At 55.5% G+C, this 25,423-nt stretch carries 27 protein-coding genes; 26 read left to right on the forward strand and 1 reads right to left on the reverse strand.

The window, feature by feature from the left end:
• Positions 1 to 10 precede the first annotated feature (10 nt).
• From pilM to J2Z49_RS08030, 5 genes are all read left to right on the forward strand, one after another.
• Complete coding sequence (gene pilM / locus J2Z49_RS08010; protein WP_307401815.1) at positions 11 to 1,075, forward strand: type IV pilus assembly protein PilM; 1,065 nt, start codon at positions 11 to 13, stop codon at positions 1,073 to 1,075.
• A complete protein-coding gene (locus tag J2Z49_RS08015) occupies positions 1,072 to 1,854 on the forward strand; it encodes a PilN domain-containing protein (RefSeq protein WP_307401817.1) in 783 nt (260 codons plus the stop codon). Before pilM ends, J2Z49_RS08015 begins: the two co-directional genes overlap by 4 nt.
• Positions 1,854 to 2,600 carry a type IV pilus inner membrane component PilO gene (locus tag J2Z49_RS08020; RefSeq protein ID WP_307401819.1) on the forward strand — a complete coding sequence of 249 codons (747 nt, stop codon included), beginning with the start codon at positions 1,854 to 1,856 and terminating at the stop codon, positions 2,598 to 2,600. The genes J2Z49_RS08015 and J2Z49_RS08020 overlap by 1 nt, the downstream gene beginning before the upstream one ends.
• 201 nt (positions 2,601 to 2,801) lie before the next feature.
• Positions 2,802 to 4,220 (forward strand): TldD/PmbA family protein, encoded by a 1,419-nt coding sequence (locus J2Z49_RS08025; RefSeq protein ID WP_307401822.1) that lies wholly within the window; start codon positions 2,802 to 2,804, stop codon positions 4,218 to 4,220.
• A gap of 176 nt (positions 4,221 to 4,396) precedes the next feature.
• Positions 4,397 to 5,041, forward strand: a complete 645-nt coding sequence (locus J2Z49_RS08030; protein WP_307401825.1) for a Uma2 family endonuclease — start codon at positions 4,397 to 4,399, stop codon at positions 5,039 to 5,041.
• A 64-nt stretch (positions 5,042 to 5,105) separates the two neighbouring features.
• Here J2Z49_RS08030 and J2Z49_RS08035 read toward each other — a convergent pair whose 3' ends face one another.
• Positions 5,106 to 5,384 carry a DUF3243 domain-containing protein gene (locus J2Z49_RS08035; protein ID WP_013823042.1) on the reverse strand — a complete coding sequence of 93 codons (279 nt, stop codon included), beginning with the start codon at positions 5,382 to 5,384 and terminating at the stop codon, positions 5,106 to 5,108.
• 483 nt (positions 5,385 to 5,867) lie between these two features.
• Between J2Z49_RS08035 and J2Z49_RS08040 the strand changes: the two genes are divergently transcribed.
• The 21 genes from J2Z49_RS08040 (at position 5,868) to J2Z49_RS08140 (ending at position 25,385) form a co-directional block, all read left to right on the forward strand.
• Positions 5,868 to 6,080 carry a hypothetical protein gene (locus J2Z49_RS08040; protein WP_013823041.1) on the forward strand — a complete coding sequence of 71 codons (213 nt, stop codon included), beginning with the start codon at positions 5,868 to 5,870 and terminating at the stop codon, positions 6,078 to 6,080.
• A gap of 65 nt (positions 6,081 to 6,145) precedes the next feature.
• Complete coding sequence (locus tag J2Z49_RS08045) at positions 6,146 to 7,516, forward strand: TldD/PmbA family protein (protein ID WP_307401832.1); 1,371 nt, start codon at positions 6,146 to 6,148, stop codon at positions 7,514 to 7,516.
• A 75-nt stretch (positions 7,517 to 7,591) separates the two neighbouring features.
• Complete coding sequence (gene aroQ / locus J2Z49_RS08050; protein ID WP_307402057.1) at positions 7,592 to 8,047, forward strand: type II 3-dehydroquinate dehydratase; 456 nt, start codon at positions 7,592 to 7,594, stop codon at positions 8,045 to 8,047.
• The gene (locus tag J2Z49_RS08055) at positions 8,031 to 9,113 is read left to right on the forward strand and encodes a M24 family metallopeptidase (RefSeq protein WP_307402061.1); all 1,083 of its coding nucleotides are present in this window, start codon (positions 8,031 to 8,033) and stop codon (positions 9,111 to 9,113) included. Before aroQ ends, J2Z49_RS08055 begins: the two co-directional genes overlap by 17 nt.
• Positions 9,114 to 9,143: 30 nt before the next feature.
• Positions 9,144 to 9,701: an elongation factor P gene (gene efp / locus J2Z49_RS08060; protein ID WP_307401835.1), complete on the forward strand. Its 558-nt coding sequence runs from the start codon at positions 9,144 to 9,146 to the stop codon at positions 9,699 to 9,701.
• A gap of 107 nt (positions 9,702 to 9,808) precedes the next feature.
• Positions 9,809 to 10,255, forward strand: a complete 447-nt coding sequence (locus J2Z49_RS08065; protein ID WP_307401839.1) for a CD1247 N-terminal domain-containing protein — start codon at positions 9,809 to 9,811, stop codon at positions 10,253 to 10,255.
• 361 nt (positions 10,256 to 10,616) lie between these two features.
• The gene (locus J2Z49_RS08070) at positions 10,617 to 12,296 is read left to right on the forward strand and encodes an FAD-dependent oxidoreductase (protein WP_307401842.1); all 1,680 of its coding nucleotides are present in this window, start codon (positions 10,617 to 10,619) and stop codon (positions 12,294 to 12,296) included.
• A gap of 117 nt (positions 12,297 to 12,413) precedes the next feature.
• Complete coding sequence (gene spoIIIAA / locus J2Z49_RS08075; protein WP_307401845.1) at positions 12,414 to 13,424, forward strand: stage III sporulation protein AA; 1,011 nt, start codon at positions 12,414 to 12,416, stop codon at positions 13,422 to 13,424.
• A complete protein-coding gene (spoIIIAB, locus tag J2Z49_RS08080; protein ID WP_307401847.1) occupies positions 13,424 to 13,942 on the forward strand; it encodes a stage III sporulation protein SpoIIIAB in 519 nt (172 codons plus the stop codon). Before spoIIIAA ends, spoIIIAB begins: the two co-directional genes overlap by 1 nt.
• 17 nt (positions 13,943 to 13,959) lie before the next feature.
• Complete coding sequence (gene spoIIIAC / locus J2Z49_RS08085; RefSeq protein ID WP_013823032.1) at positions 13,960 to 14,163, forward strand: stage III sporulation protein AC; 204 nt, start codon at positions 13,960 to 13,962, stop codon at positions 14,161 to 14,163.
• A gap of 13 nt (positions 14,164 to 14,176) precedes the next feature.
• Positions 14,177 to 14,563: a stage III sporulation protein AD gene (gene spoIIIAD / locus J2Z49_RS08090; protein WP_307401850.1), complete on the forward strand. Its 387-nt coding sequence runs from the start codon at positions 14,177 to 14,179 to the stop codon at positions 14,561 to 14,563.
• An 11-nt stretch (positions 14,564 to 14,574) separates the two neighbouring features.
• A complete protein-coding gene (spoIIIAE, locus tag J2Z49_RS08095) occupies positions 14,575 to 15,756 on the forward strand; it encodes a stage III sporulation protein AE (RefSeq protein WP_307401852.1) in 1,182 nt (393 codons plus the stop codon).
• Between the two features lie 14 nt (positions 15,757 to 15,770).
• Positions 15,771 to 16,427 carry a stage III sporulation protein AF gene (spoIIIAF, locus tag J2Z49_RS08100; RefSeq protein ID WP_307401855.1) on the forward strand — a complete coding sequence of 219 codons (657 nt, stop codon included), beginning with the start codon at positions 15,771 to 15,773 and terminating at the stop codon, positions 16,425 to 16,427.
• A gap of 152 nt (positions 16,428 to 16,579) precedes the next feature.
• Positions 16,580 to 17,218 (forward strand): hypothetical protein, encoded by a 639-nt coding sequence (locus J2Z49_RS08105; protein WP_307401858.1) that lies wholly within the window; start codon positions 16,580 to 16,582, stop codon positions 17,216 to 17,218.
• Positions 17,218 to 17,787: a SpoIIIAH-like family protein gene (locus tag J2Z49_RS08110; protein ID WP_307401860.1), complete on the forward strand. Its 570-nt coding sequence runs from the start codon at positions 17,218 to 17,220 to the stop codon at positions 17,785 to 17,787. Before J2Z49_RS08105 ends, J2Z49_RS08110 begins: the two co-directional genes overlap by 1 nt.
• A 222-nt stretch (positions 17,788 to 18,009) precedes the next feature.
• On the forward strand, positions 18,010 to 18,672 hold the full coding sequence (locus J2Z49_RS08115; RefSeq protein WP_307401862.1) for a Crp/Fnr family transcriptional regulator: 663 nt from the start codon (positions 18,010 to 18,012) through the stop codon (positions 18,670 to 18,672).
• 266 nt (positions 18,673 to 18,938) lie between these two features.
• Entirely contained in the window at positions 18,939 to 20,447 is a 1,509-nt protein-coding gene (locus tag J2Z49_RS08120) for an SLC13 family permease (protein ID WP_307401864.1), read from the forward strand.
• Positions 20,448 to 20,520: 73 nt separating this feature from the next.
• Positions 20,521 to 22,278 (forward strand): adenylyl-sulfate reductase subunit alpha, encoded by a 1,758-nt coding sequence (locus J2Z49_RS08125; protein WP_307401869.1) that lies wholly within the window; start codon positions 20,521 to 20,523, stop codon positions 22,276 to 22,278.
• Positions 22,279 to 22,301: 23 nt separating this feature from the next.
• The gene (locus J2Z49_RS08130; RefSeq protein WP_013823024.1) at positions 22,302 to 22,625 is read left to right on the forward strand and encodes a 4Fe-4S binding protein; all 324 of its coding nucleotides are present in this window, start codon (positions 22,302 to 22,304) and stop codon (positions 22,623 to 22,625) included.
• A 56-nt stretch (positions 22,626 to 22,681) separates the two neighbouring features.
• Positions 22,682 to 25,009 (forward strand): FAD-dependent oxidoreductase, encoded by a 2,328-nt coding sequence (locus J2Z49_RS08135; RefSeq protein ID WP_307401874.1) that lies wholly within the window; start codon positions 22,682 to 22,684, stop codon positions 25,007 to 25,009.
• 22 nt (positions 25,010 to 25,031) lie between these two features.
• On the forward strand, positions 25,032 to 25,385 hold the full coding sequence (locus J2Z49_RS08140) for a 4Fe-4S dicluster domain-containing protein (protein ID WP_307401876.1): 354 nt from the start codon (positions 25,032 to 25,034) through the stop codon (positions 25,383 to 25,385).
• Positions 25,386 to 25,423 lie beyond the last annotated feature (38 nt).

Below are 25,423 nucleotides of genomic sequence, written 5' to 3' on the forward strand. Positions count from 1 at the left end.
AAGGTCACCAATGTTCAGAGGCAAAACTTTTACTGCTGTTGACATCGGAGCGGGCGAAATTAAAATTGCGGTTCTTTCCTGCCGACGCCGGAGGGTGATCTGCAATCTGCTGCATCGTTATTTGAGCCCCGGCATGGAGCACCTGGAAGAGGACAGGACTGATGAACTGGCCGCAGCTCTCAAGGCGGCCTTTAAATCTGCACCCGGAGCAGGAAGAAAGGTAATTACCGCCATCGGGGGACAAAGAGTGATTACCCGGCAGTTGCGCCTGCCGGCAATGCCCCTGAAGGAACTGGAACAGGCGGTCGTATGGGAGGCGGAGAAACTGGTGCCGCTGCCCGTCGATGAGCTGGTAATCAGGCCCGTGGTGCTTGGGGAAAGCCAGAACGGGGAAAGCGGGCTGTTTCATGTCCTCCTGGTGGCCGTGAGAAAAGAACTCGTCTACCGTTATTACGATGCCTTCGACCGGGCCGGCCTGCAGATTACAGCCATCGACCTGCAGCACCTGGCCCTGTGGCGGGTCTTTCACGGCTCTTTTGGATACCCGGTTCATGACGGTGGGGTACGGGCAGTGCTGGATCTGGGTTTTTCTTCCGGTCAGTTTATCGTTTTAAAAGGACAGGAACTGGTTTATGTGCGTTCTTTGCCGGTCGAATTAGGAAGGTTGCTGCCCGCGGGCGTTTTTGAGCTGGCACCGGCAGAACCTGCACCACCCCCCGGCGGTGTGGAAATACCGGACGGGGAAGCCGCTGCCGCTGCGGAAGATTTGTCCGGTGAATATGCCGGTTATGATGAAGCACAGTTCGAATATTTGGGGGAACTGGTCCGGGAGATCCGCCGCTCCCTGGACTTTTACCAGCTGCAGGAGCGGGACAACCCGGTGGAAACCCTGGTGGTTACCGGCGGCTTCAGCAAAATCAAGGGGTTACCCGCTTATCTGGCCGGCCAGCTGGGAATAAGAGTGGCAGCCGGTTTTCCACGGCTGCCCTTCCGGGATGTTAAGAATACTCCCCGGGTGCTGGACCCGGTCTTTTCCGTGGCAGTGGGCCTGGCTTTGCGGGAGGTGCTGCAGTGAATTACCGGGTTAACCTCCTGCCTGCGGAACTGCAACCCGGGCCCGTCCTGGAACCGAAACGCCTGCTGTTAATTTCCCTGGTTATCCTCACAGCAGGTGGGCTTGTTACTGCCTGTGTCTTTTGGGGCATAAATTTTCACCACATGCGTATTGAGCTGGCTGCCGTCAAGCGGCAGGTGCCCAAACTCCAGGAAACGGTTGCCCGGCTGGAGGAGCTCAAAAAACAGCGCCAGGAGCTGGAAGCGGCGTCCGGTGAACTGGAACGCCTGCTTCAGCAAAGGCACACCTGGTCCAAAATGTTGCTGGACCTCAATAAAGTGGTCCCCCGGGAAATCTGGCTGACTGCCCTGCGATTGCAGGCGGCTGAAAATATTTCAGGAACAGGCCAGAAGGTGACCGGACCAGCCACCGCTCAAAAACCGGGCTCCGTTCCTTCCCTGCTGCAGGGCAGCCTGCAGCATGATACGCTCCAGCAGGTATCCGCTCAACCCGGAGCACCGGCAGCCGTGCCGGCAAGTCAGGGCGGGGAAACCGGGCAGCCAGGGCAGGCAGGCAGCCAGGTCCGGCGCGAGGAGGGGAATGCCATTCCACAGCCGCCCGATACTTTGACCCTGGAAGGCAACACTACCTCCCTGGCAGCCGTGGGGGTGTTCATTTATCACCTGGGAGAATTACCCTATTTCTCCCGGGTTGACCTGAACGAAATTAAATACGATGAGACAAAGGGCGTCACCACTTTTAGTATTTCCGCCCGCCTAAAAGGGGGCGGTGGGGGTTGATGGCACGCGGCCTGAGTAAGAAGAGCAGAACCATACTCATTCTTTTACTGTTGCTGGCCTTTATTTATGCCGGTTACCGTTTCGTATTAATGCCCCAAATCCAGGCTTACCAGAAGACAAAAACCGAGTTGAACGAAGCCAGGACCCTCATCTCCCGGTTGTCCACCAGGGCCGGTTCCCTGGAAGAGGAAAAAAAGGTCCTGGAAAAGGCCAGAAAGCGTTTTCTGGAGCTGAACAAAAGGTTCGATACCGATATGCAGGACGGCCAGTTTCTCGTTCAGTTCAGCCGTGTGACGGAAAAAAACCGGGTACTGGTGTTGAAATTTAAACCGCTGGCCATCGTGGACAGGGGATATATGCTGGTTTTGCCTGTGGAAATAGAGCTCAAGGGTTTGTTTCCCCAGGTATCGGTGGTGATCGACTATCTGGAAAATCTCCCCAACTTAAGTGAGCTGCGCAATATTCAAATTACCCGTTACGAGCCTGAAAATGCGGGTGGACAGTCCCCGGCACTGACCGATGGTACGGTGACGGCAAGTACGACGCTGCTGCTCTACTCCCGGCCGACTCCTGCCGGGCGCCTGCAGCTGGAGGAGGTCAGACGCTGGGCACTGGGCCGTCCCAACCCCTTCTTTTCGGGCCGTCCGCCTGTTTCTTCTGCATTGCCGGAACAGGCGGCGGAGACGGCCGGCCAGGAACCTGTTCCGGCGTCTGTACCGGAGCGAGCGGGAGCCAAAACAGGGTAGTTGGAAAGTGGGGATAATTCAGGGTATAATCTTGAAAAACCCGGTTCAAAACCCCGGTTACACCGCATCTGCCATTGCCTGTTTTAAAGAAATGGGCTTAATTTAGGTTATAGTAAAGAGGTATAAATTGTTAAATTTTTACTAACAATATGACATGTGACTTAATATGGATTGATTAATCCCGCCAGGAGGTGATTCTTTTTGATCGACGAACAGTTGTTAAAGGAAGTTCTGGATCTTGCCCTGGCCAGCGGGGGAGATTTTGCCGATATTTTTGTCGAGCACAAGCGGGCTACGGGTGTCGGCCTTGAAGGCGGTAAGATCGAGCGTGTTCATTCGGGTATAGATATGGGTGCCGGCATCCGCGTGATTAACGGTGATTCCACGGCCTATGCCTATACCAACGACCTGAGCAGGGAAGGCCTCCTCGAAGCCGCCCGCATTGTCAGTCATGCTTCCCGGGGGGAGAAAAAAGACTACCACCTGGACCTGCGCCGGGTGCGGCCGCTGGTGGATTTTCCCGTGGTAGAGCGTCCCGATGAGGTCAAGCCGGAACGCAAGGTGGAGGCGGTCCAGGCCGCCGACCGGGCCGCCCGGGCCGTGGATGTGGAGAAAATCAAGCAGGTAATGGTGGGCTACGGGGACGTGGTCCAGAAGGTAGTCATTGCCAACAGTGCCGGTGAATATGTGGAAGACGAGCGCATCCGCACCCGCCTGATGGTACAGGTGGTGGCTGCCGAGGGGCCGACCATTCAAACGGGTTACGAGGCCGTGGGCGGCCTGACCGGCTTTGAGCTGCTGGAGCGTTACCGCCCCGAGTCGGTGGCGGAAATCGCGGCCCGGCGGGCCGTGGAGATGCTAAAGGCGCAGCCAGCCCCCACCGGTAAAATGCCCGTGGTGATGGCCGGGGAGGCCGGAGGGACCATGGTTCACGAAGCCTGCGGCCACGGCCTGGAGGCGGATCTGGTTCAGAAGAAGCTTTCGGTTTATGCCGGCAAAAAGGGGCAAAAGGTGGCTGCCGACATTGTTACCGTTATCGATGACGCCGGCATGGCCGGCCATTACGGTTCCTACCGCTTTGACGACGAGGGGGTGCCGGCCCGGAAAGTAACCCTGATTGAAAAAGGCGAGCTTACGGACTACATGTACGACCGGCTCACCGCTTCGCGGGAAGGGAAAGCATCCAACGGCCACGGCCGCCGGGAGTCCTACCAGCACAAACCCATCCCCCGCATGGGCAATACCTACATAGCCCCGGGCAGGATGGACCCGGAAAAGATCATCAGGGAGACAAAAAATGGTCTTCTGGTGAAGAAAATGGGCGGCGGCCAGGTGAATACCACCACCGGGGATTTTGTTTTTGACGTTGCCGAGGGGTACCTGATTCAGGACGGGGAAGTGGGCCCCATGGTACGGGGAGCAACCTTAACGGGCAATGGCCCCGAAGTGCTGCGGATTGTGGAAATGATCGGCAGGGATCTGGGCTTCACCATTGGTACCTGCGGCAAGGACGGGCAGGGGGTGCCGGTGAGCGACGCCCAGCCCACCATGGCCATCAAGGAGCTCATCGTGGGCGGCACAAGCCACAGTCGGGCCGATGGCAGGATCCGGCGCCTGTAGAATAAGGGGCGGTTTATAATGCCACACGATGTAACAAATGCCGGGACGGTAGTATGGCCCAACGAGGCGGACCTTGACCCGGATGTACTGTATAACTGTAGCGTACCACTTAAACTGCCGGTGGTTTCAAGCGAAAGTTAAGGGAGAGTATAATGGGCCAGCTAAGGGGGGAGACAATGATGAGCCGCCTAAAAGAAACGGCAGCGGTTTATGAAACCAGGCCCCTGCCGGAAGGCAAAATCACCTTTGAGGAGTTTTTGGCCTGGTGCGATGAAGATACCCGGGCGGAGTGGGTGGATGGGGAGGTCGTTGTATTGACGCCGGCAGCCAGAAAACACCAGAGGATATATAAATTTCTCCTGTTCTTGCTGGAGGTATTTGTCAGTAAGCATAGCCTCGGTGAAGTATTGTCTGCCCCCTTTTTGGTGCGCCTGCCAGAAATGCTGCGCCGGGTCCGGGAGCCGGATATACTCTATGTGAGCAACGAAAAGCTGCCCTTTTTAAAGGAAACGTACATGGACGAGCCTCCCGATCTGATAGTTGAAATAACCTCTCCGGAAAGCCTGGCCCGGGACCGGGGGGAAAAGTATGTGGAATATGAGGCTGCAGGTGTTAAAGAATACTGGCTTATTGACCCGGACAGGCGGCAGGCGGAATTTTACAGGCTGGCTGAAGAAGGGCGCTACCGCACAATTCATCCAAACGAAGAGGGGATCTATCGTTCGGAGGTCATCCCCGGCTTCTGGCTGCAGGTGAACTGGCTGTGGCAGGATCCTCTTCCTTCAGTTATTGACTGTTTGAAAGAATTGGGTTTGATTTAACAAAAGGCAGGGTCCACTGCCGGACCCCGCCTTTTAACGTTTTATCTTTCCGCTTGAATTGTTCTTAAAACGCGGTATAATTTCCCGGCCGCTCCGAAACCAGCCTGGTCATCAGGTTGGCGATGACCTGTTTTTCCTGCTGGTCGGCCACCTGCCATAACTCTTTCAGCACTTTTTGTTCCGGGTTGGCCGGGGGTACGTGATCGGCCAGCACCTGACCGGCCTGCTGGGCCAGATTTACAATGCGCTCCCGGGAAATGCCCAGCTCCTCCGCAAATTCCACCGCCTGGCCGAGAAAACGTTTCCAGTTATCCCAGTCCGTGCTTACCTGGCGAATATCCAATTTTAACACTCCTTTCCTGATTACTGGCAGGGCTTATTTCTATTTTGTTCCTCTTTCCACCGTCTTATTCAAGAAAAGGAATACACACCTCTTTAAACAGCGGCATATGGTAACAAAAGAATAGGGAGTATGCTTACTTTAGGCCGTAAAAGTTCAGTAAAACCGCCGTTAACTGCAAAGGAACGGCGTTGTCCAGAGCGAACGATTTTGCGGAGCGCCGGTAACAGCACCCGGTGAAGCGAGGCTGCCGGCTCGGCTCTCGAGGACGCATGATAAACTGTTCGGAAGATGACTCCGAAAACATATTAAGTCAGGATGTAACAACGAAGAATGATTAGTGGCGGGCAATCCGCAGAGAGCCAGAGCCGGCCCGAAGCGAGCCGCGGTGCTGTCGGCGCGGAGCATATGAGTGAGCGGGACAACGCCGTTCCTTAAGGGGTTGCCTGAACACTTATTTTAGGCCTTATCCAGGGGGTAGGCTGCATGAAAATTGGTGATATTGTGACCCGCAAGGTATGTGGGGAAGATATGCAGTTTTGCATTCTGGGTTTTTACACCAAACAGAGCACCGGAGAACGGGTGGCCATTCTGGCCATGCTGGACCCCACCACCATAGTGGAAGCTTCAGTACAGGAACTTGCCCCGGTATCCCCAAGAGGTATATTTGCTCTTACCACCAATCTTTATGTACACTAGCTGCCGGCAGGCAGTTTTTTTGTCGGGCTCTAAAGGAATAGGCTGGCGGTTATTGAATAATACTTATGTTGACGTGGAAAGGAGTGGGATTTGCGTTGGCCGACTTTTTGGAAATTGCCCGGTTTGCCCTGCAGCGGGCCGCCAGCCTTGGGGCCGGCCAGGTTGAAGCCTACCTGAATGCCGGCAAGGAACTGGTCGTTGAAGTACGGGACGGACAGGTAGAAACCATGAAACTGGCGCAGGATCGTGGTCTGGGCCTGCGGGTAATGGTCGGCAACAGTGTCGGATTTGCCTTTACGACCGACCTTGTCAAAACGGCCGTCGATGACATTGTCCGCCAGGCTGTGAGCAATGCTGCCAGCGCGGCCCCCGATCCTTACCGGGTGCTGCCAGAACCAGCTTCCGCCTACCCGGAACTGGACCTCTATGACCCGGCCATCCGGAAGGCCACCGTGGAAGAAAAAATCGAGCTGGCCCGGGCCATGGAGAGGGCGGCCCGGGATTTTGATCCCCGGGTTAAAATTATTGAAAGTGCCGCCTACCATGACGCTGAAGTAGAGGTTACCCTGGTCAACAGCCGGGGAATTAAGGCCACTTACCGGAGCGCTTACTGCGGCCTTTATATGTCGCTGGTGGCTGAAGAAAACAACGACAGCCAGACGGGCTTTGCCATGGATTACCGCCTGCAGTATGATCAGTTGAATCCCGTTAAAGTAGGGCGGGAAGCCGCGGAGCGCGCCGTACGCATGCTCGGGGCCAAACCGGTGACCACCCGGCGGGCGGCGGTAATCCTGGAACCCTATGTGGTCACGGGCTTTCTGGGCCTGCTGGGACCGGGTCTTACGGCTGAAGCCGTGCAGAAGAACCGGTCGCCCTTTGCCGGTAAGGTGGGGCAGGAGGTGGCCTCCCCGCTGGTGAACATCATTGACGACGGCGCCCTGGCCGGGGGTATTGCTTCCGCTCCTTTTGACGGCGAAGGCGTGCCCACAGGCCGTACGGTCTTGATTGAAGGCGGAATTTTGCGCGGCTTTCTGCATAATACTTACACTGCCGCCAGAGACGGCGTCAAATCAACCGGCAACGGGGTGCGCGGCTCCTTTAAAAGCCCCCCGGAAGTGGGGACGACCAATTTCTTTATCCAGCCGGGAACCATTTCCCCGGAGGACCTCATCCGTGACACGCAACAGGGACTGTATGTAACCGAAGTATTAGGAATGCACACGGCCAACCCCATTTCCGGCGATTTTTCCGTAGGCGCGGCGGGGATTTTAATTGAAAACGGGCAGCTTACCCGTCCTGTACGGGGCGTAGCCATAGCCGGCAATCTTCTTGATTTACTCAAGCAGGTGGATGGCGTGGCCAGTAATCTGACCTTTTTTGGGGGGCGGGGGGCACCGGCCATCAGGGTGGCCGGAATGTCCATCAGCGGCCATTAACAACAGGCTTTGCAATTATTCTGGGTTATGGTAAAATTTTTTTTGCGATCCTCTTCTGGCAGGACGGTGTTCCGGGTGAAAATACTGGTTCTAAACGGTCCCAATCTAAATTTATTAGGGCGCCGGGAACCCCAGGTTTACGGCGCCTTTACCCTGGACGAGATCAATGCTTCCCTTGAACAGCTGGCCGGGGAACTGGGGGTGGAGGTAACCTTTTACCAGTCCAATCACGAAGGTGAACTGGTGGACAGGCTCCACCGGGCAGTGGGTAAAGAGGATGCGGTGGTTTTCAACCCCGGTGCCTATACCCATTACAGCATCGCCTTAAGGGATGCGGTGGCCGCCGTTGGTTTGCCGGTAATCGAAGTGCATCTTTCCAATATCTATGCCCGGGAAGAATTCCGCCACCATTCAGTAATTGCTCCGGTAGCCGCCGGTCAAATCAGCGGCCTGGGTGTGCTCGGTTACCGGCTGGCCCTCAGGGCTGCGGTGGAGCTGGCACGAAGCAGGGGGCCTGGACGTGCAGGGTAGGATTGAACGTCTGCTGGCCAGGCTTGCTCAAGAGAAGGTGGACGCCTTTTTGGTGATGCGCCCGGAAAACCGGTTTTACTTGAGCGGCTTTACCGGTTCCGCCGGTGCCCTGGTGGTTACTCCCCGGCAGGTTTATTTTATGGCCGATTTCCGTTATTTTGAGCAGGCGCGGGAACAATGCTCCCTTTGTCAGGTGGTAGGGTTCAAGGAATCCCTATATGATGCACTGGCTGAAAAACTGCCCCAGTGGGGGGTTAGCCGGCTGGGCTGTGAAGGAGATTTCCTTACTTATAAGCAGGTAGTCACCCTCCAGGAAAAGCTGGAAAAAATCCCGGTCACCCCCCTCTACGGTCTGGTCGAGGAATTAAGGCAGGTCAAGGACCCGGGGGAAATTGAACTTCTGTCCCGGGCGGTGGCTCTGGCCGACCGGGCTTTTGAGCATATCCTTGACTACCTGAAACCCGGGGTTACCGAATGGGATGTGGCCGTGGAACTGGAATGTTTTATGCGCCGACTGGGTGCCCGTAAAAACGCCTTTGATACTATTGTAGCTTCCGGCCCCCGGGGAGCTTTGCCCCATGGTGTGGCTTCCCACCGCGTCATTTGCGAGGGAGATCTGGTCACCATGGACTTCGGCTGCCTGTACCGGGGCTATAATTCCGATCTCACCCGTACGGTGGTGGTGGGTTCGCCCCATCCCCGCCAGAAAGAAATCTACGACCTGGTGCTGGCCGCCCAGCGGGCCGCTCTGGCAGCCGTACGGGCCGGTGTGAAGGCCTGTGAGGTTGACCGGGCGGCCCGGGAAGTGATTGCCTCCGCCGGTTACGGGGAAAACTTCGGCCACAGCACCGGCCACGGCGTGGGCCTGGCGGTACACGAAGATCCTTCCGTTTCTAAAAAGAATGAAACTGTTCTTCAGCCGGGCATGGTCATCACCGTGGAACCGGGCATTTACCTTCCCGGCTGGGGCGGCGTACGGATTGAGGATATGGTGGTGGTGGAGGAACAGGGGTGCCGTATCCTCACCCGCGCCCCGAAGGACCCGCTGCCCGTTGTTCCCGTGTAATGAAATATTTTAAAGGAGGTTTGGCTAAAGGTGATTTCCACCAACGACTTCCGAACCGGATTAACCATTGACCTGGACGGCGAAGTGTACCAGGTGATTGAGTTCCAGCACGTCAAACCGGGGAAAGGGGCGGCATTCGTCCGGTCAAAGCTCAAAAACCTGCGCACCGGGGCGGTAATTGAAAAGACGTTCAACGCCGGCGAAAAAATACCCCGGGCCCACGTGGAGCGGCGGGAAGTCCAGTACCTTTACAATGACGGGACCAGCTACAACTTTATGGATATGGAAACCTTTGACCAGTTTTCCCTGACCAGGGAACAGCTTGGAGACGCGGTTAACTTCCTGAAGGAAAACATGACCATCAACCTCCTCATGTTCCAGGGTAAGTCAATTGGCGTGGATTTACCCAACTTTGTGGAGCTGAAAGTGGTGGACACGCCCCCGGGCATCAAGGGAGACACCGCCTCCGGAGGCTCCAAACCGGCCACCCTGGAAACCGGATATGTCGTCCAGGTTCCCTTCTTTATCGAAGTGGGGGATGTTTTGCAAATCGACACCCGTACCGGTCAATATATCAAGCGGGCGTGAATGTTCAGCAAAACCGTTCCCCAGGAAATATATGTTTAAAACCCCCGGAAAAGAGCAATACTATAACAGTCCAGTTGGGTACTCATCAAACCAAAGGGGGTTTTGTAATGGAAGACCTGAAATCCAGGGTGGCTTACCTGCAGGGCCTTTCCGCGGGTATGGACCTTGAAAAGGAAAGTAAGGAAGGCCGGTTGCTTTCAAGCATCATCGACGTTCTCGGTGACTTTGCCAGTTCCTTTAACGAACTGCAGGAGGCCCAGGAACAGCTTGAGGACTACCTGGAAAGCATTGACGAGGACCTTTACTCCCTGGAAGACGAGATTTACGACGGCCGACCGGGCATGGACGATGACGATTACATGGAAGTGGAATGCCCGCGCTGCGGTGAAATCGTTTGCTTTGACCGGGACATTGTCGATGACGAGGACGTAATTGAAGTAACCTGTCCCAATTGCGATGAGGTAGTCTTCGTTAATGACGACACCTATGCCTCTGCCGATGAGCCCGAGCTGATTGAAGGGCGCACGCAGGTGGAGCATGAGGATGACCTCTGAAGGTTTCGGTGATGCCGAAACCTTTTCTATTTAAGGGTAGCTGAGAACGACATGCCTGAAGTATCCCCAGTTTTTTAAAGCCCCTGTTTTGGCTCGGTAGCGAGTGACTTGAGCCGAGCACTAGTTTGGCCCCCCAGCACTCACTGTAACCGGAGTTCTTTGATAGGATGATTGCTGCCTAATATAGGCTTTCAATCTCCGGGCAGGTATATGGATCCGGTGAGTGCTGGGTCACCGGAGCGAGCGGGAGCCAAAACAGGGTAGTTGGAAAGTGGGGATAACTCAAACGACATACCCCTTGACTTCCGGCTGAAGGCGGGTTTACAATAGGCCAGAGATTTCAAGGGAGGCGGATGACACCATGAGCAAAATTGTCATTATCGGTGGTGTGGCGGCAGGCCCCAAGGTGGCGGCCCGGGCCCGGCGGCTCATGCCGGATGCCGAGATCACCATTATTGAACGGGGCCGCCTTATTTCCTATGCCGGATGCGGTATGCCCTTTTATGTCGGTGGTCAAATTAAGGACTTTGACCAGTTATTCAGTACATCATATGGGGTAATCCGGGACGAGCACTATTTTATGAACGAAAAAGGGGTAAAAGTGCTCACCCGTACCGAGGCCAGGGCTATTGACCGGCAGAAGAAGGAAGTGACGGTGACCAACCTGGATACCGGGGAAACCTGCACCATCCCCTATGACAAGCTGGTGCTGGCCACGGGATCCAGCCCGGTAGTTCCCCCCATACCCGGCCTGGATTTAAAGGGCGTCCACCGGCTCAATCACCCCGATGACGCCCGGCAGATTGTGGAGACGTTGGAAGGGGTCAGTGAGGCGGTAATTGTGGGGGCGGGCCTGATTGGTATGGAGGCAATGGAGGCCCTGCTCAAGCGGAAGATCTTTGTTTCGGTGGTAGAACTCAAGGAGCAGATTTTGCCCGGGGTGCTCGATCCCGACCTGGCGGCGGTACTGGCCTATCGCCTGGAAGAGGAAGGCGTGGAATTCCACCTGGGCAAGAAGGTCTTGCGCCTGGAGGGAGATGAAGAGGGCCGGGTTTCCCGGGTGGTGACCGACGGCGGTGCCCTGGATGCCCAGATGGTTATTGTGGCCGTGGGAGTAAGGCCCAATGTGGAGCTGGCCCGGGCCGCCGGCCTCACCATTGGCGAGACGGGAGCTATTGCGGTAAACGAATACCTCCAGACCAGCGACCCGGACATCTACGCCGTGGGAGACTGCGTGGAAAACCTGCACATGGTTTCCGGGCGCAAGGTGTATATTCCCCTGGCTTCCACGGCCAACCGCCAGGGCCGGGTGGCGGGGGACAACGTGGCCGGCCGGAAGAGCAAGTTCAAGGGGGTGCTGGGTACGTCGGTGCTGAAAGTTCTGGGCTGGAACGTGGGCCGTACCGGGCTGGGCGAGCAGCAGGCCCGGGAACTGGGCTACGATGTGATTACTGCCATCAACGCCACCCATGACCGCACCCATTACTACCCCGGTCACGACAACCTGCTCATTAAACTGGTAGTGGATAAAAAGAGCCGCAAACTATTGGGCGCCCAGGCCATCGGTGGCGGTGACGCCATTAAACGCATTGACGTGGTGGCTACGGCTTTGCACTTCGGGGCTACGGCTGACGACCTGTTTGATGTGGATCTCGGTTATGCCCCGCCCTTCAGCACCCCCATCGATGCGATTCAGCACGGGGCCAACATTGTGCGTAATAAAGTGGACGGCCTGGCCAGGACCATCACCGCCCGGGAGCTCAAGGAAAAGCTGGAGCGGGGCGACGATTTTATCCTGCTGGATGTGCGCACCCCGGAACAGTTCAACTACCGGCACATTGAAGACGACCGGGTGATGCTGGTGACCCTGGGCGACCTGCGCCGCCGCATTGACGAAATTCCCCGGGACAAGGAGATCGTTACCCTTTGCGCCCTGGGCGTGCGGGCCTATGAAGCCATGCGCACTTTAAGCGGGGCCGGCTTCAAAGACGTAAAATTCCTGGAGGGCGGCCTGCAGGGCTGGCCCTACGAGCTGGAATAAAACCTGGCTTTTTTGGACCCTTCACATAAAGTGGAGGGTTCTTTTTTTTGACAATTTTTTGGGGTATAAAAACTTGTCTTTTCAAATATCTATGGACTGAAGAAGGAGGGACAAACCATGGCCACTGCGCCTTTGCTTCGACCGGTCAAATCCAGCAAAAGCCATCCCGTGGAAGAAGTGTTGCCGGTGCTGCCGGTTCAACTGCGCAACCTGATTGCCGGGCTGCCCCTGGAAGTCCTGGAACGGCTGGAGGAAATTCGCCTGCGCCAGGAGCGGCCCCTGGCCCTGGGACTGGTCCACAAGGATGCCTTCCTCAGCCCGGAGGGAAACCTGGTGAGCAGCCCGGAACAGGCCTACCGGGTCAGCGCCGGCGACCTGGAACGTACCCTCCAGCTCGTTACCGGTTCATCCCTTTATGCCCTGGAAGAGGAATTGCGCAACGGGTACATCACCCTTCCCGGCGGGCACAGGGTCGGCCTGACCGGGCGGGCGGTCATGGAAGGGGGGCGGGTGAAAACCTTAAAGTACATCAGTTCCCTGAACATCCGTATTTCCCGGGAAGTGCCGGGGCTGGCCACCCCCCTCCTGCCGCACCTCATTGACCGTCGGCTGAAAAGCATTTATCACACGCTGATCTTTTCCCCACCCCGCTGCGGGAAGACCACCCTGCTGCGGGATATCATCCGCCAGCTCAGCAACGGTGCGCCGGAGCTGGACCTGCCCGGCCTGACCGTAGGGGTGGTTGACGAGCGTTCCGAGCTTGCCGGCTGCTACCGGGGGGTGCCGCAGCGGGACGTGGGGGTGCGTACTGATGTTCTGGACGGTTGCCCCAAGGCCGAGGGTATGATCATGTTGCTGCGTTCCATGGCTCCCCAGGTGATTGCCACCGACGAGATCGGGAGAGACGAGGATATCGCCGCCCTGGAAGAGGTGTTCCATGCCGGAGTGCGCGTACTGGTTACTGTCCATGGTGCTTCCCTGGCCGAACTGGCTGCCCGGCCGGCCCTGCAGCATCTCTTCAAGCTTAAAGTAATCCAGCGCTTTGTCCTTTTGGGTCGTTCCCGCGGTGTGGGTACGGTGGAAGATATCCTGGATGGTCAGACCATGCGTTCCCTGGGGGTGAGGTGATGCTGAAGATCCTTGGATGTGCCCTGATCCTCCTGGCCGGTGGCGGGGCAGGGATGACCATGGCCGGGCATTATGCCCGGCGGCCGCGGGACCTGCGCAGTTTACAGGCAGCTTTAAAGATGCTGGAAACAGAGATCACCTATACCGCCACTCCCCTGCCCGAAGCCCTGGGCCGGGTGGCGGAGCGGGCGGGCCCGCGGGTGGCTTTGCTGTTTAACCGTGCCAGAGAAGAGCTCCTGTCCCCCTCGGGCCGTACAGCGCGGGAGGCCTGGGAGAGTGCCCTGAAAGCCTTTTATCCCACCAGCGCCCTGGTGCCTTCCGATCTGGCCGTTCTCCGGCAGCTGGGTCCGGCCCTTGGTATTTCCAGCGTGCAGGACCAGAGCAAACACCTGCGCCTGGCCATGGAGCAACTGGGCGTGGAAATGGTGCGAGCTGAAGAAGAAGCCACCCGCTATGTCAGGCTCTGGAACTACCTGGGCTTTCTCGGCGGGTTGGCCCTGGTTCTGATGTTGTATTAAAGAAGGGGGGGAGCCATATGGGCTATGATATCAGTTTAATTTTTAAGATTATCGGCATTGGAATTCTCGTCGGGGTTGCCCATTACGTCCTGAAAAATTCCGGGAAGGAGGATTATGCCGTTATTGCTACCCTGGGCGGTCTGGGCATTGTGCTCATCTGGGTGGTGCAGCTTTTGGGCGGCTTCTTTGACCAGGTAAGGTCGGTGTTCAAGTTGTTTTAGAGGGGTGGCACCGGTGGAGATCATGCAGATTGTCGGCCTGGGGATAGTGGCGGCGGTACTGGCGGTTACCATCCGGCACAACAAACCGGAAATGGCCATGCTTTTAAGCATTGCTGCAGGGATTATCCTCTTCATGATGGTCCTGGGCAAGATTGGCGCGGTAATTGACGTGCTCAAGGAGCTTTCCACCCGGGCCAATTTAAATATGGTTTACCTGGGGACAATCCTCAAAATTGTGGCTATAGCCTATATTGCCGATTTTGGCGCCCAGATCTGCCGGGATGCCGGTGAGGGAGCAGTGGCTTCCAAAATTGAGTTTGCGGCCAAGGTTCTCATCCTTGTCCTGGCGGTGCCTATAATGATCGCCGTGCTCCAGTCCCTGTTAAAACTTGTACCCTGAGGTGATAAGAGATGCTCCGCCATTTCTGGTTTTGCGTGTTCTGCATGGCATTGCTCTTCTTTCCCGCCGCCGCCCTGGCTTTACCAGGGGATTTATCCGAACCTGCTTCTTCCCCCCAGCACGTGCAAAAGGCCCTAGATATCAGCGGGGTGGAGGATTACATAAACACCCTTGACGCGGAAATTAAAGAAGCCGTTCCCGGGTTTAACTTTAAAGAAATGGTCATGAAATTAATCCGTGGAGAAATTAACTTGAGCCCCGGGGAAATCTTTAAGAGCCTCCTTTCCTACTTGTTTCGCGAGGTGGTGGCCAATTCCGCCCTCCTGGGCAAACTGGTCGTCCTGGCCATAATATGCGTGGTGCTACAAAATTTTACCGCCGCCTTTGACCGGGGGACCACCGGCCAGCTTACCCATACCGTCACCTACCTGGTGCTGGTTACTATTGCCATTGGCTCCTTTGCCCTGGCGGTGCAAACGAGCAGGGAAGTGGTGGACAAGATGGTTACCTTTATGCAGGCCTTGATGCCCGTCCTGCTCACCCTGCTGGTGGCCCTGGGCGGGGTGGCTTCGGCGGCCATCTTTCACCCCGTGATTCTGGTCAGCATCACCTTTATTGGAACCCTGATCAAGAACGTGGTTCTGCCACTGGTTTTCTTTTCCGCCGTGCTGGGACTGGTCAGTCATCTTTCCCCCCGCTTTAAGGTTTCCGGTCTGGCCGGCCTGCTGCGGGGCGCAGCGGTGGGGCTTTTAGGGATAATGGGGACGGTTTTCCTGGGTCTTTTGGCCATCCAGGGGGTGGCCGGGGCTGTAGGGGATGGAGTGGTTTTGCGCACGGCCAAGTTTTCCCTGGACGCCTTTATCCCGGTAGTGGGAGGAATGTTTTCCGATGCTCTGGAGGCAGTGATCAGCTCCTCCCTGCTGATTAAAAATGCCCTGGGTATTGCCGGTGTGGTGGCAGTGGTGATGATTATGACCCTGCCGCTGGTCAAGCTCATTTCCCTGGCTTTTATTTATAAACTGGCCGGGGCGTTGATTCAACCGGTGGACGATTCCCAGGTGGTGGCCTGTCTTTCCGACCTGGGCAACAGTATAATCATCATCTTTGCCACAGTGGCCACAGTGGGTTTACTCTTTTTCTTTGCCATTGCCATCCTGGTAGGGGTGGGCAACCTTACCGTCATGCTGCGTTAGGGGGGAGGGATGATGTGGAAGTCGTCCGTAACCTGGTCCAGAACCTGATTATTATCGTAGTTCTGGCGGTTTTTCTGGAAATGCTGCTGCCGGCCGGCGACATGCGGCGCTATGTGAAAATGGTTATGGGGCTGTTAATTATCGTGGTGGTTTTGCAGGCTATAGGGGGGGTGGTGCGGGGGGAATGGCAGCACGACCTGCCGGAACCGGCTTTAACCGGTACTCCGCCAGGAGTTCCGGATTTGACGGATATTATGGCTGCCGGGCAGCGTTTAAAGGACGGGCACCAGCAAAAAGCCCTGGAAGAGTACCGGCAGGGCCTCTCCCGCCAGATCGCCGCCCTGGCAGGTTTAAATAAGGAGGTACAGGTGGTAAAAGCACAGGTGGAGGTTTATAGTGATCCCCAGGACAGGCGTTTTGGGCAAATCCGGGAGGTTCTACTTTTACTGGCCGCGGCCTCCCCTGGTGCCCGGGAAAAGGGGGCCGGGCAGGATGACCCTTTGGTGGACCCGGTAACCATTGATGTGGGCGGGCGGGGCCTATCAGGGAATGAGGGTACGGTTTTGAAACCAGGGCCGGAAGCGGAAAGGGCCGCGGAACAGGTGGCCAAAACGGTAGCCAATTTTTATAACCTCTCGCCTGAACAGGTTAAGGTACACTGGGTGAGTTAGTTTGAGGAGTTACTCATAAGAACGTTCGTTCTCTCCATTAATCATGAAAATCGATCAAGCAAGTTCAATTTGGAATTCGCTTTAGCGAATTCCGACTATCCCGATGACTGACTACTGACGACTGACGACTATTTTTGAGGAGGTCGGTGAAGGTGTCTATCTGGGATGCATGGAAGAAATTCCTTGGAAACCGGGAGGAAGGGGATCTCCCTCCGAAAATGACGCGGCGCCAGCTCGGGGTACTGGGCGGCCTGGTTGCCCTGGGGGTAGTCCTGCTCCTTTTGGGGAGTGTAAGCTTTCCGGCAAAAGGAAAACTGCCGGTGAATGAAGGGAACCATCCCCCACAGGAAAGCCTGGCCAAACAACCGGATGATTCCAATATGGCCCGCCAGGAGGCAGCCCTGGAGGAAAAGCTGCGGGAAATGCTTGGACAAGTAGAGGGGGCCGGTAAGGTGAAGGTAACGGTGCGCCTGGCCAGTTCCAGCCGGGAGGAATATGCCGTGAACACCACCACCGGGCGCAAAACCACCCAGGAAAAGGACCAGGCGGGGGGGACCAGGGTAACCAGTGAAGATACCGGTAGCGACCAGCTGGTATTAATCCGTTCCGGCCAGGGGGAGATACCGGTGGTGGAACAGGAAATTGCCGCCCGGGTGGCGGGAGTACTGGTGGTGGCCGATGGAGCCCGGGATCCCCTGGTGAAGGCCCGGCTTTTCCAGGCCGTGCAGGTGGCCCTGGGTATTGAACCGCAAAAAATCCTGGTATTACCGCGGGAAAGGGGAGAGATTTAATGCATACCATCCTGATCCAGAAACGAATCCTTCTGGCCTTCTTGCTGGGTTTGCTGGGATTAACATTGCTTGTTCTGGGCTGGCAGGGTGCTCCCGGGCAGATGAAACGGCAGGATGACGGTGCACCGGTGTCTGCAAATAATATGCCTGCCGCCCGGGGGACAGCAGCGGGAACTGTGCCGGAGTCACCCCGGCAGGTTAAGGATGTGTCCCGGGATGGCGCAGCCTTTTTTGTGGAGTATCGCCTGGACCGGGAGCGCACCAGGGGCCAGCAGCTGGAACTGCTCCGGGAAATTATCAACAACCCCCAGGCCGCGGCCGAAACCCGCAGGACCGCCCAGGAGCGGCTGCTGGCCATCAGCCAGAGCATGGCCCGGGAAGTTGAGGTGGAAAATCTAATCCGGGCCAAGGGCTTCAAGGACGCCGCCGTCTGTCTGGATGACCGGGGTGCCACCGTGGTAGTCCAGGCGGCCCGCATCTCCCCCGAGGAGGCCACCCGCATTGCCGAACTGGTGTCCCGGGGTGCTGGGGTACCGGAACAGGATGTGGTGATTATTCCCAGGCCGTAATAAATAAAGGGAGCAACCGTTGGTGCTCCCTTAAAAATTTCCTGAAACACAAAACACGAAAAAATGCTACAATGTAATAATAAGCAAACTGCTACCTTTCACCGGGAAAAGCTTCATCAGGACTGTAAACATTATGACATAAATAAGGGTGTTTTTGCTGTCCGGTAGGTGGCAGTTGGATTGTCAATTAACTGACATTATTTATCTGGTGGAGGAGAGGTAATGAAGGTTAAAAAAGCAGGATTGGAGGATGGGCAGTTAAAAGAGCAGCTAAAGGGTCACGGTACGGCCATTGATTATCCCCGGGGTCAATTAATTTTTTCCTCTGGGGAAGTTGCAGACAGGGTTTATTTTGTTCAGAAGGGGTTAATTAAAATTTACTACCTGGCCGGAGACGGCCGCCGGGTTACTGTGGCTTTACGTCATCCCGGAGAATTTGTTGGCCTGGCCGAGGCTTTGTGCGGCATGGAGCGTATCTGTTTTGCCGAGGCCGTGGAAGATGTAAATATTTTGGTGTTCAAACGAGATGACTTTCTTAAACTCCTCACCTCAAAACCTGCCCTGGCGGTAAAAATAGCGCAAATTCTGGGGAAGAGAATCCGGGAAGCCCAGAACACCATATACGAAATTGTTTCCTGGCCCGTTGCAGGACGGCTGGCTCTTCTGCTCCTTAAACTGGCCGAACGCACAGACACAACAGGAAAAATGGAACTGGTAGAAATCAACCTGCGCCTCACCCATGAGGAAATTGCATGCATGATTGGCACTTCCCGCCCCACTGTTACCACCATTTTAAACACATTTAAACAAGAAGGGGCCATTACCGTGAAAGGGCGTGAGATCAAAACAATTCGACCTGCAAAATTACTTAAGTGGATAGATTAAAGAGGAGCCCAGTTTTTCAGCTGGGTTTTATTTTTTTGTAAGCAAGATAACAAATCTTCAGTATGTTAGGAAACTGCAGGTTTTAAAAGTTTCTGTTATATTGGCCATAAGTATTTGCTGAATAAAGCTGTGCAAAAAAAGGGGGGGTGAAAGCTTTATATGAACCAAAAGAAAGTAAATAAAGTATGCGACAAAAGAAAAGGTTAAAATGGTGAGCAAACTGCTATTAAGGAAGAATTTTCACCTGGAAAAGTGGAGGGAACTTTATGCGGGGTAATGGCGATCTGAAGTGGTACATACGGTTCGTACCCGGATTTATGGTCGAGAATGCCAGAAAGGCAGGACTGGATCCAAACACGGCTTTTCCTGGTTTTGTGGCAGCGTGGATCGCCTTTTTCATCATTCTTTCCTTACCCGTTCCGCCGGGGTTAAAGCCTGCGGGATTGGCAGCGGCTGCGGTAGCCGTCTGGGCCGTCATTATGTGGATTACCGAAGCAATGCCGGTTGGAGTGACGGGACTGCTCATTCCGCTCCTTTTGGTGTTAACTGGTGCTCAGAAAAAAATTCCCCAGGCCTTTGGGGGGTTTAGTCAGGACGTATCCTTTTTGGTTCTGGGTTCCTTCATTTTTGCTGCCATCATGCAGAGCACCGGTCTCGATAGAAGGATTGCCCTGGCCGTACTGAGCAGGGTTAAGCCGCGCGTTGACCAGGTGATCAAAGGATTAATGGCTGTAAATATTGCTTTAAGCGTGATCATCCCGGCGGCGGTTTCCAGGTCTGCTGTACTCCTGCCCATTGTTAAGGGCATCATGGAATTGTTTGAAGAAACCCCTGAAGGCAGGAGGGCCAGGGGAGCACTGGCTATAACGGGCCTGTGTTATTTCCCCATGGTTGGTGGAATTCTGCTTCTCACTGCCCACATGCCCAACGTGATAATGGCCGGTCTGTTCGAAAAAGAGCTGGGGTATCAGTTAAATTATGCCAGGTGGTTCTGGTTGCACTGGCCGGTTATAGGCCTGCTCCCTGTTATGTTTCTGATCATAAGGAAGCAGCTGAATGTGGGCGGAATTTCAGTTCCCGGCGGAACTGATTTCATTCAGTGTGAGAAGAAAAACATGGGTAAAATGAGCTTTATAGAATGGCTTGTACTGGCAATCTTTGCTGTTGCGGTTCTGCTCTGGATCACAGAACCACAGCACAAGATAAAGACAGGCCTGGCCACCCTAATTGCCCTGGGAATTTTCTTTATTCCCGGGTTGCTGCCCACTCCATGGAAAACGTTACAGAACAAAACCATTTGGGGAACGTGGCTTTTGTTGGCCGGAGCACTATCTTTGGCCAGCGCAATCAGTGCTACGGGTCTTTCGGAGTGGATTGCCGGGTATGCAGGAATGTACTTTAAAGGACAGCATTTCCTGGTTATCGTGGTCGGTTTCATCGTGCTCACCGCATTTGTCAGGATATTTATGCTCAGCAATGTGGCTGCGGTATCCATGCTGGCGCCGATACTGATATCCCTGTCCAGGGTACTTAACTTAAACCCGGTAGCCTTTACTTTGCTGGTGGGGAATTTTGACACCTTCTCCTTCCTTGTTCCCACTCAGGTAACCGCCTGTGTGATTGCTTACGGGACGGGAACTTTTGACACGAAGACCTACGCCAGAGTAGGAATACCGATCATGGTGGCAACTCTCCTTTACTTTGTGCTGGTTATGATGCCCTGGTATGCTGTTAACGGCTTACCCGTTTGGGGCGGATATGTCACATGGAGGTGATGAAGCCCGGGTTTAAGTTCAGTTAGTTGTAAGGAGTTATCAAATAAAGATTGATTTGGGGAGGTTTTAGAATATGGCTGCAAAACTGCCTGCGAAACTTGAAGAGGTGGGAGAGGTAAGGCTTGAGACTGACATTTTGATTATCGGTGCCGGTAACGCCGGCTGCTATGCTGCCATTGAGGCCAAGCGCCGTCGTCCCGATCTGCGGGTCACCTTGATGGAAAAAGCCCACATCGATCGCAGCGGCTGCCTGGCCTCAGGCATGGATGCCATCAATACTTACATTAAGAAAAACGAAACCGTGGAAAACCTGGTTCGCTGGAGCCGCGCCCAGGCAGGAGGTCTCTTGCGGGAAGACCTGACCATTACCATGGCCGAACTTTTAAATCAGGCCATTGAAGAATGGGAAGAGTGGGGCCTGCCCATTAAAAAGGACGAAAACGGGGAATACCTGGCCCGGGGGCGCTGGGATATTGCCATCCAGGGTTCAGAGATGAAGGTGATCCTGGCCGAGAAGGTGCGGGAATACGGCTGCGAAGTTTTAAACCGGGTGGTGGCCACCAATTATCTCCTCGATGGTGACCGCGTTATCGGCGCCATGGGGTTTGGTGTCCGGGACGGCAAGTTTTATATTATTAAAGCCGGAGCGACCATTGTGGCCACCGGAGGAGCAGCCGGGCTATATAAACCCTATACCAACGATGGCGTTGATAGCCACCACCAGATCTGGTATTGCCCCTTTAACGTGGGTACCGGTTATGCCATGGGTATTCGGGCCGGTGCAGAAATGACCACCTTCGAGATGCGCTGGTGCGCTGTGCGTACCAAGGATTTTAACGGGCCCATTGACACCATTTCGGTAGGTTATAAAGCGCCTATGATTAACGCCAAAGGGGAGAAAATTTTAGCCGAACGGTACGCTCACATGGGCGGTGATGCTTCTCCTCGTTTCGTGCGGGCCAACGCACCGATGGAAGAATGGCTGGCCGGCAGGGGCCCCTGTTATGTTGATACCCGTCATATGACTCCAGAACAGGTCAAGACCCTGAAAATAGATTATCTGAATGAGCGTCCCAGCTTTGTACTCTTCCTGGCTGCCCGCGGTCAGGACATTACCAGGGAGCCCATTGAGGTCTACGGTAGCGACCCCTACATCGTGGGAGGCCATACGGCCAGCGGGTACTGGATTGATGTTAAGCGTGCTACCACCCTGCCCGGTCTTTTTGCCTGCGGCGATGTGGCCGGTGGGGTACCGAACAAGTTTGTCGGCGGTTGTGCTGCCGAAGGAATGCTGGCGGCCCGGGGGGCTATCGAATACCTGGAATCCCTGGCAGACAGGGGTCAGGTGGATGAGTCTCTTGTGGCAGCGGAAAAGGTGCGGGTTTATGCACCGGCCATCAGGCAGGTTCGGGAAGGGGATGGTGTTATCCCGCGGGAAATGGAGGAACGCCTCCAGCGGCTTATGGACGAATATGCAGGTGGTGTGCACCAGTTTTACCGGATGAACCGGGAAAGACTGGAATATGCCTTGAAACACCTGGCTATTTTGAAGGATCAAACCAGGTATCTTGTAGCCCGCGATTTACACGAGCTAATGGAAGCTCATGAAATAATTGACCGGCTGGATGTAGCAGAAGTGCTGGTACATCACCTGTTGTTCCGTGAGGAAACCCGCTGGCCGGGCTGGCAGAACAGGGTGGACTTCCCCGAGCGGGATGATACCCGTTTCGATTGCTTTGTCAACTCCCGGCGTAACCCGCAAACCGGCGAGATAGAAGTATTTACCAGACCATACGAACAGATAATCCCTGGAGATCGTTACCGGCCATAATTCCGACAGGAGGTTGATTACTGGTGCCGCCAAAGGTTAATCTCCAAAAATGTGACGGTTGCCGTGCTGAAAGCGAAGCTCTTTGTGTACAAATATGCCCTGGGGATTTAATGGCTCTGGATGAAAATAATGGAAAGGCATATTGCCGTTCGGCACGGGACTGCTGGGATTGTATGTCCTGCGTGAAAGCCTGTCCCAACGGAGCCATTGAAACCCGTCTACCTTACCAGTTGGGTTATTACCCGGCCAAGCTTATTCCGCTGGTTGGAAGCAATAAAATCAGCTGGACTGTTGTGGATATTCACGGTAAGGTAGAACGCTTCACCTTTAAAAACAGGAATGACTAAGAATTAAGGGGCCGGCGGCCCATTGCCGGCCCCCGGTGTTTTCAGGGGGGAACACAGTGCCGCCAAAAATCGGTGTCTACCTGTGTCATTGTTACGGTGAAATCGGTAAAATTCTTGACCTGGAGAAATTATCCCAGCAGGCAGGCAAATGGCGCGGGGTTGCTGCCAGCATCCATTATCCTGCGTTATGTAGCGCTGACGGCCTGGAAATAATTGCTGAGGATGTGCGTCAGGGGCGTGTAGACCGGGTAGTGGTTGGAGCATGCTCACCAGCCGTACACCGGGATACCTTTCTTCGTCTTGCACGGCAGGTAGGCTTGAACGAACACTTCCTGGAACGCTGTAACCTAAGGGAACAGTGCACCAGGGCCCACCGGGACCAGCCGGCGCTGGCGATGGCAAAGGCCCGGAATCTACTCAAAATGGCCGTGGGGCGGTTGAGCCCGGCAGAATCCTTTGAACCGGTTAGTTCTTCAACTTCCCGGTCTGTACTGGTAGTGGGAGGAGGTATTGCCGGGCTAACCGCAGCAGAGAATCTGGCCCGGGCCGGGGTTAACGTAACGCTGGTAGAAAAATCCCCTTTCCTGGGAGGCAAGGTGGCCCGGTTGTACCGCTATTACCCGCGCTTTTGCTCACCCCGGTGTGGGTTGGAGGTACTGATGGCGCGTTTGCTGGCTACGGGAAGGGTAACGGTGCACACCTTGACCGAGGTAACCGGTGTGCGTGGTACCGCCGGTAACTTTACGGTGGAACTTTTAAAACAACCCCGTTACGTCAAGAATACCTGCACCGGGTGCGGTGCTTGCCTTGAGGTTTGCCCGGTGGAGGTAGCACCCTCTGCAGCATTGCCACCGGGCAGGCAGCGGGCCATTGAAGGCCCGGGGTTATTTCCCTATCCTCTTAACTATGCCGTCAACCGTGTGTTTTGTCGTGGTAAATCCTGCAGCCGGTGTGTGGAAGTCTGTCCGGCTGGGGCCATTGACCTGGACCAGGAGGAAGACAGGCTGAGCATTGGTGTGGACGCGATCATTCTGGCTGCGGGTTGGGAACCTTACGATGCCGGACGGATTAACAATTACGGCTACGGGCGTTTGCCTGGAGTAATTACCAGCATGGACCTGGAGGTTCTGGCCCGTCCGGACGGACCAACTGGTGGCCAGTTAATCCGGCCTCACGATAAAAAGCCCGTAAGGCGGGTGGCCTTTATCCAGTGTGCCGGCAGCCGTGATAAACAGCACCTGGCTTATTGTTCCGGTGTATGCTGTGCGGCCACATTAAAACAAATTGATTACGTACGGGCGGTGGCGCCGGAAGCCGGCATTTTTGTCTTTTATATGGACATCCGTACTCCGGGCAACCTGGAAGAACTGTACCGCCGGGCACGGGAAGAACACGGTGCAGTTTTTATCCGGGGTAACCCCTATGCAGTGGAATGGGACCCTGTGGCAGAAGAACTGGTCGTCACGGCTGATGATACCTTAAGTGGTTCACGGGTGGCGGTACGGGCCGAACTGGTGGTACTGGCCACCGGTATGGTACCCTGTGCCGTCCCGACTTTTGAGCGCCTGGAAAAGGACACAACCGGCTTTATCACCGGTCACCTACCCTGTTCGCCCATGGAGGTGCGACGCGCGGGTATTTATGTGGCCGGTTGTGCTCAGGAACCGATGGATGTGAGTACAAGCGTCAAAAGCGCTCTGGCTGCAGCAGCGGAATGTCTGGCTACCATCCAGAACCAGTCTGTGGTAGTTCCACCGGTAGTGGAGCGGCACAAGTGCGACCGGTGCGGGCGCTGTGTAGAGGAATGTCCCTACGGTGCCTGCAGCTTTGATACAGACGGTTATCCGGCGGTAAATCCGCTGGCCTGCCGGGGATGTGGTATCTGTCAAGGGGGATGTCCCCTGAGATGTATTTACCTGCCGGGATTCAGTTCCCGGGAAATGGCCGGACTTATAGAAGCGATGGATCCGGGCAGCATGGATGAGCAACCTTGCGTCCTGGCTTTCTTATGTGCCAACGATGCTTACCCGGCACTGGATCTGGCCGGCACCCGGGGGACCAGCTATGGGGCTAATATACTGACGGTCAGGGTTCCCTGTGCCGGAGCGGTGAATGCAGGCTGGATCAATGATGCGTTGCTCAGCGGGATAGACGGTGTACTGGTGGTAGGTTGCCGTACTACGGAGTGCCATTACGGGCGGGGTACATCTCTGGCCGAATCCCGGGTCAACAACTTGCGGGAAACCTTGCAGCGCATGCTGGTGGAACCCGAGCGGGTACAGGTGCTCACCGCCGGTATTGAGGACGGACAGAGCCTGGTGGCAGCAATAAAAAGATTTGTAAAGCAGCTTCAAGAATTAGGTCCCAATCCTTTTAAAGAATGAATTTAAGCCGGAGGTTATCCCCATGCATGAGGATCGTCCCTTCAGGGAAATAACCCTTCAGGATCTGGAACGACTTGATCCGGTTACTCTTCGTACTGCCCGCAGTTGCGCCAACTGCGGACGGTGCGGTGGAGCCTGCCTTGCCCGTATCCGGGACCTTTCGCCTGCCCGCGTGCTGCGTCTATTGCAGCTCGGCCGGCTGGACGAGGTGCTAACTTCCCGTTTTCTCTGGTCGTGTATCGGCTGCCGGCGGTGCAGCCGGTGTTGCCCCCAGGAACTCGATGTGGCCACGGCAGTGGTGCGGCTGCGGCGCCTGGCAGCAAGACATCCCCGGGCCACCTTTCCTGAACATTTGTTGCGATTGCTATGTAGCTAGATAAGTCATAAAACTCTGGTATCAGCAGCCTGGCGAAG

The sequence above is a fragment of the Desulfofundulus luciae genome (assembly GCF_030813795.1).
GTDB classification, from domain to species: Bacteria; Bacillota; Desulfotomaculia; order Desulfotomaculales; family Desulfovirgulaceae; genus Desulfofundulus; species Desulfofundulus luciae.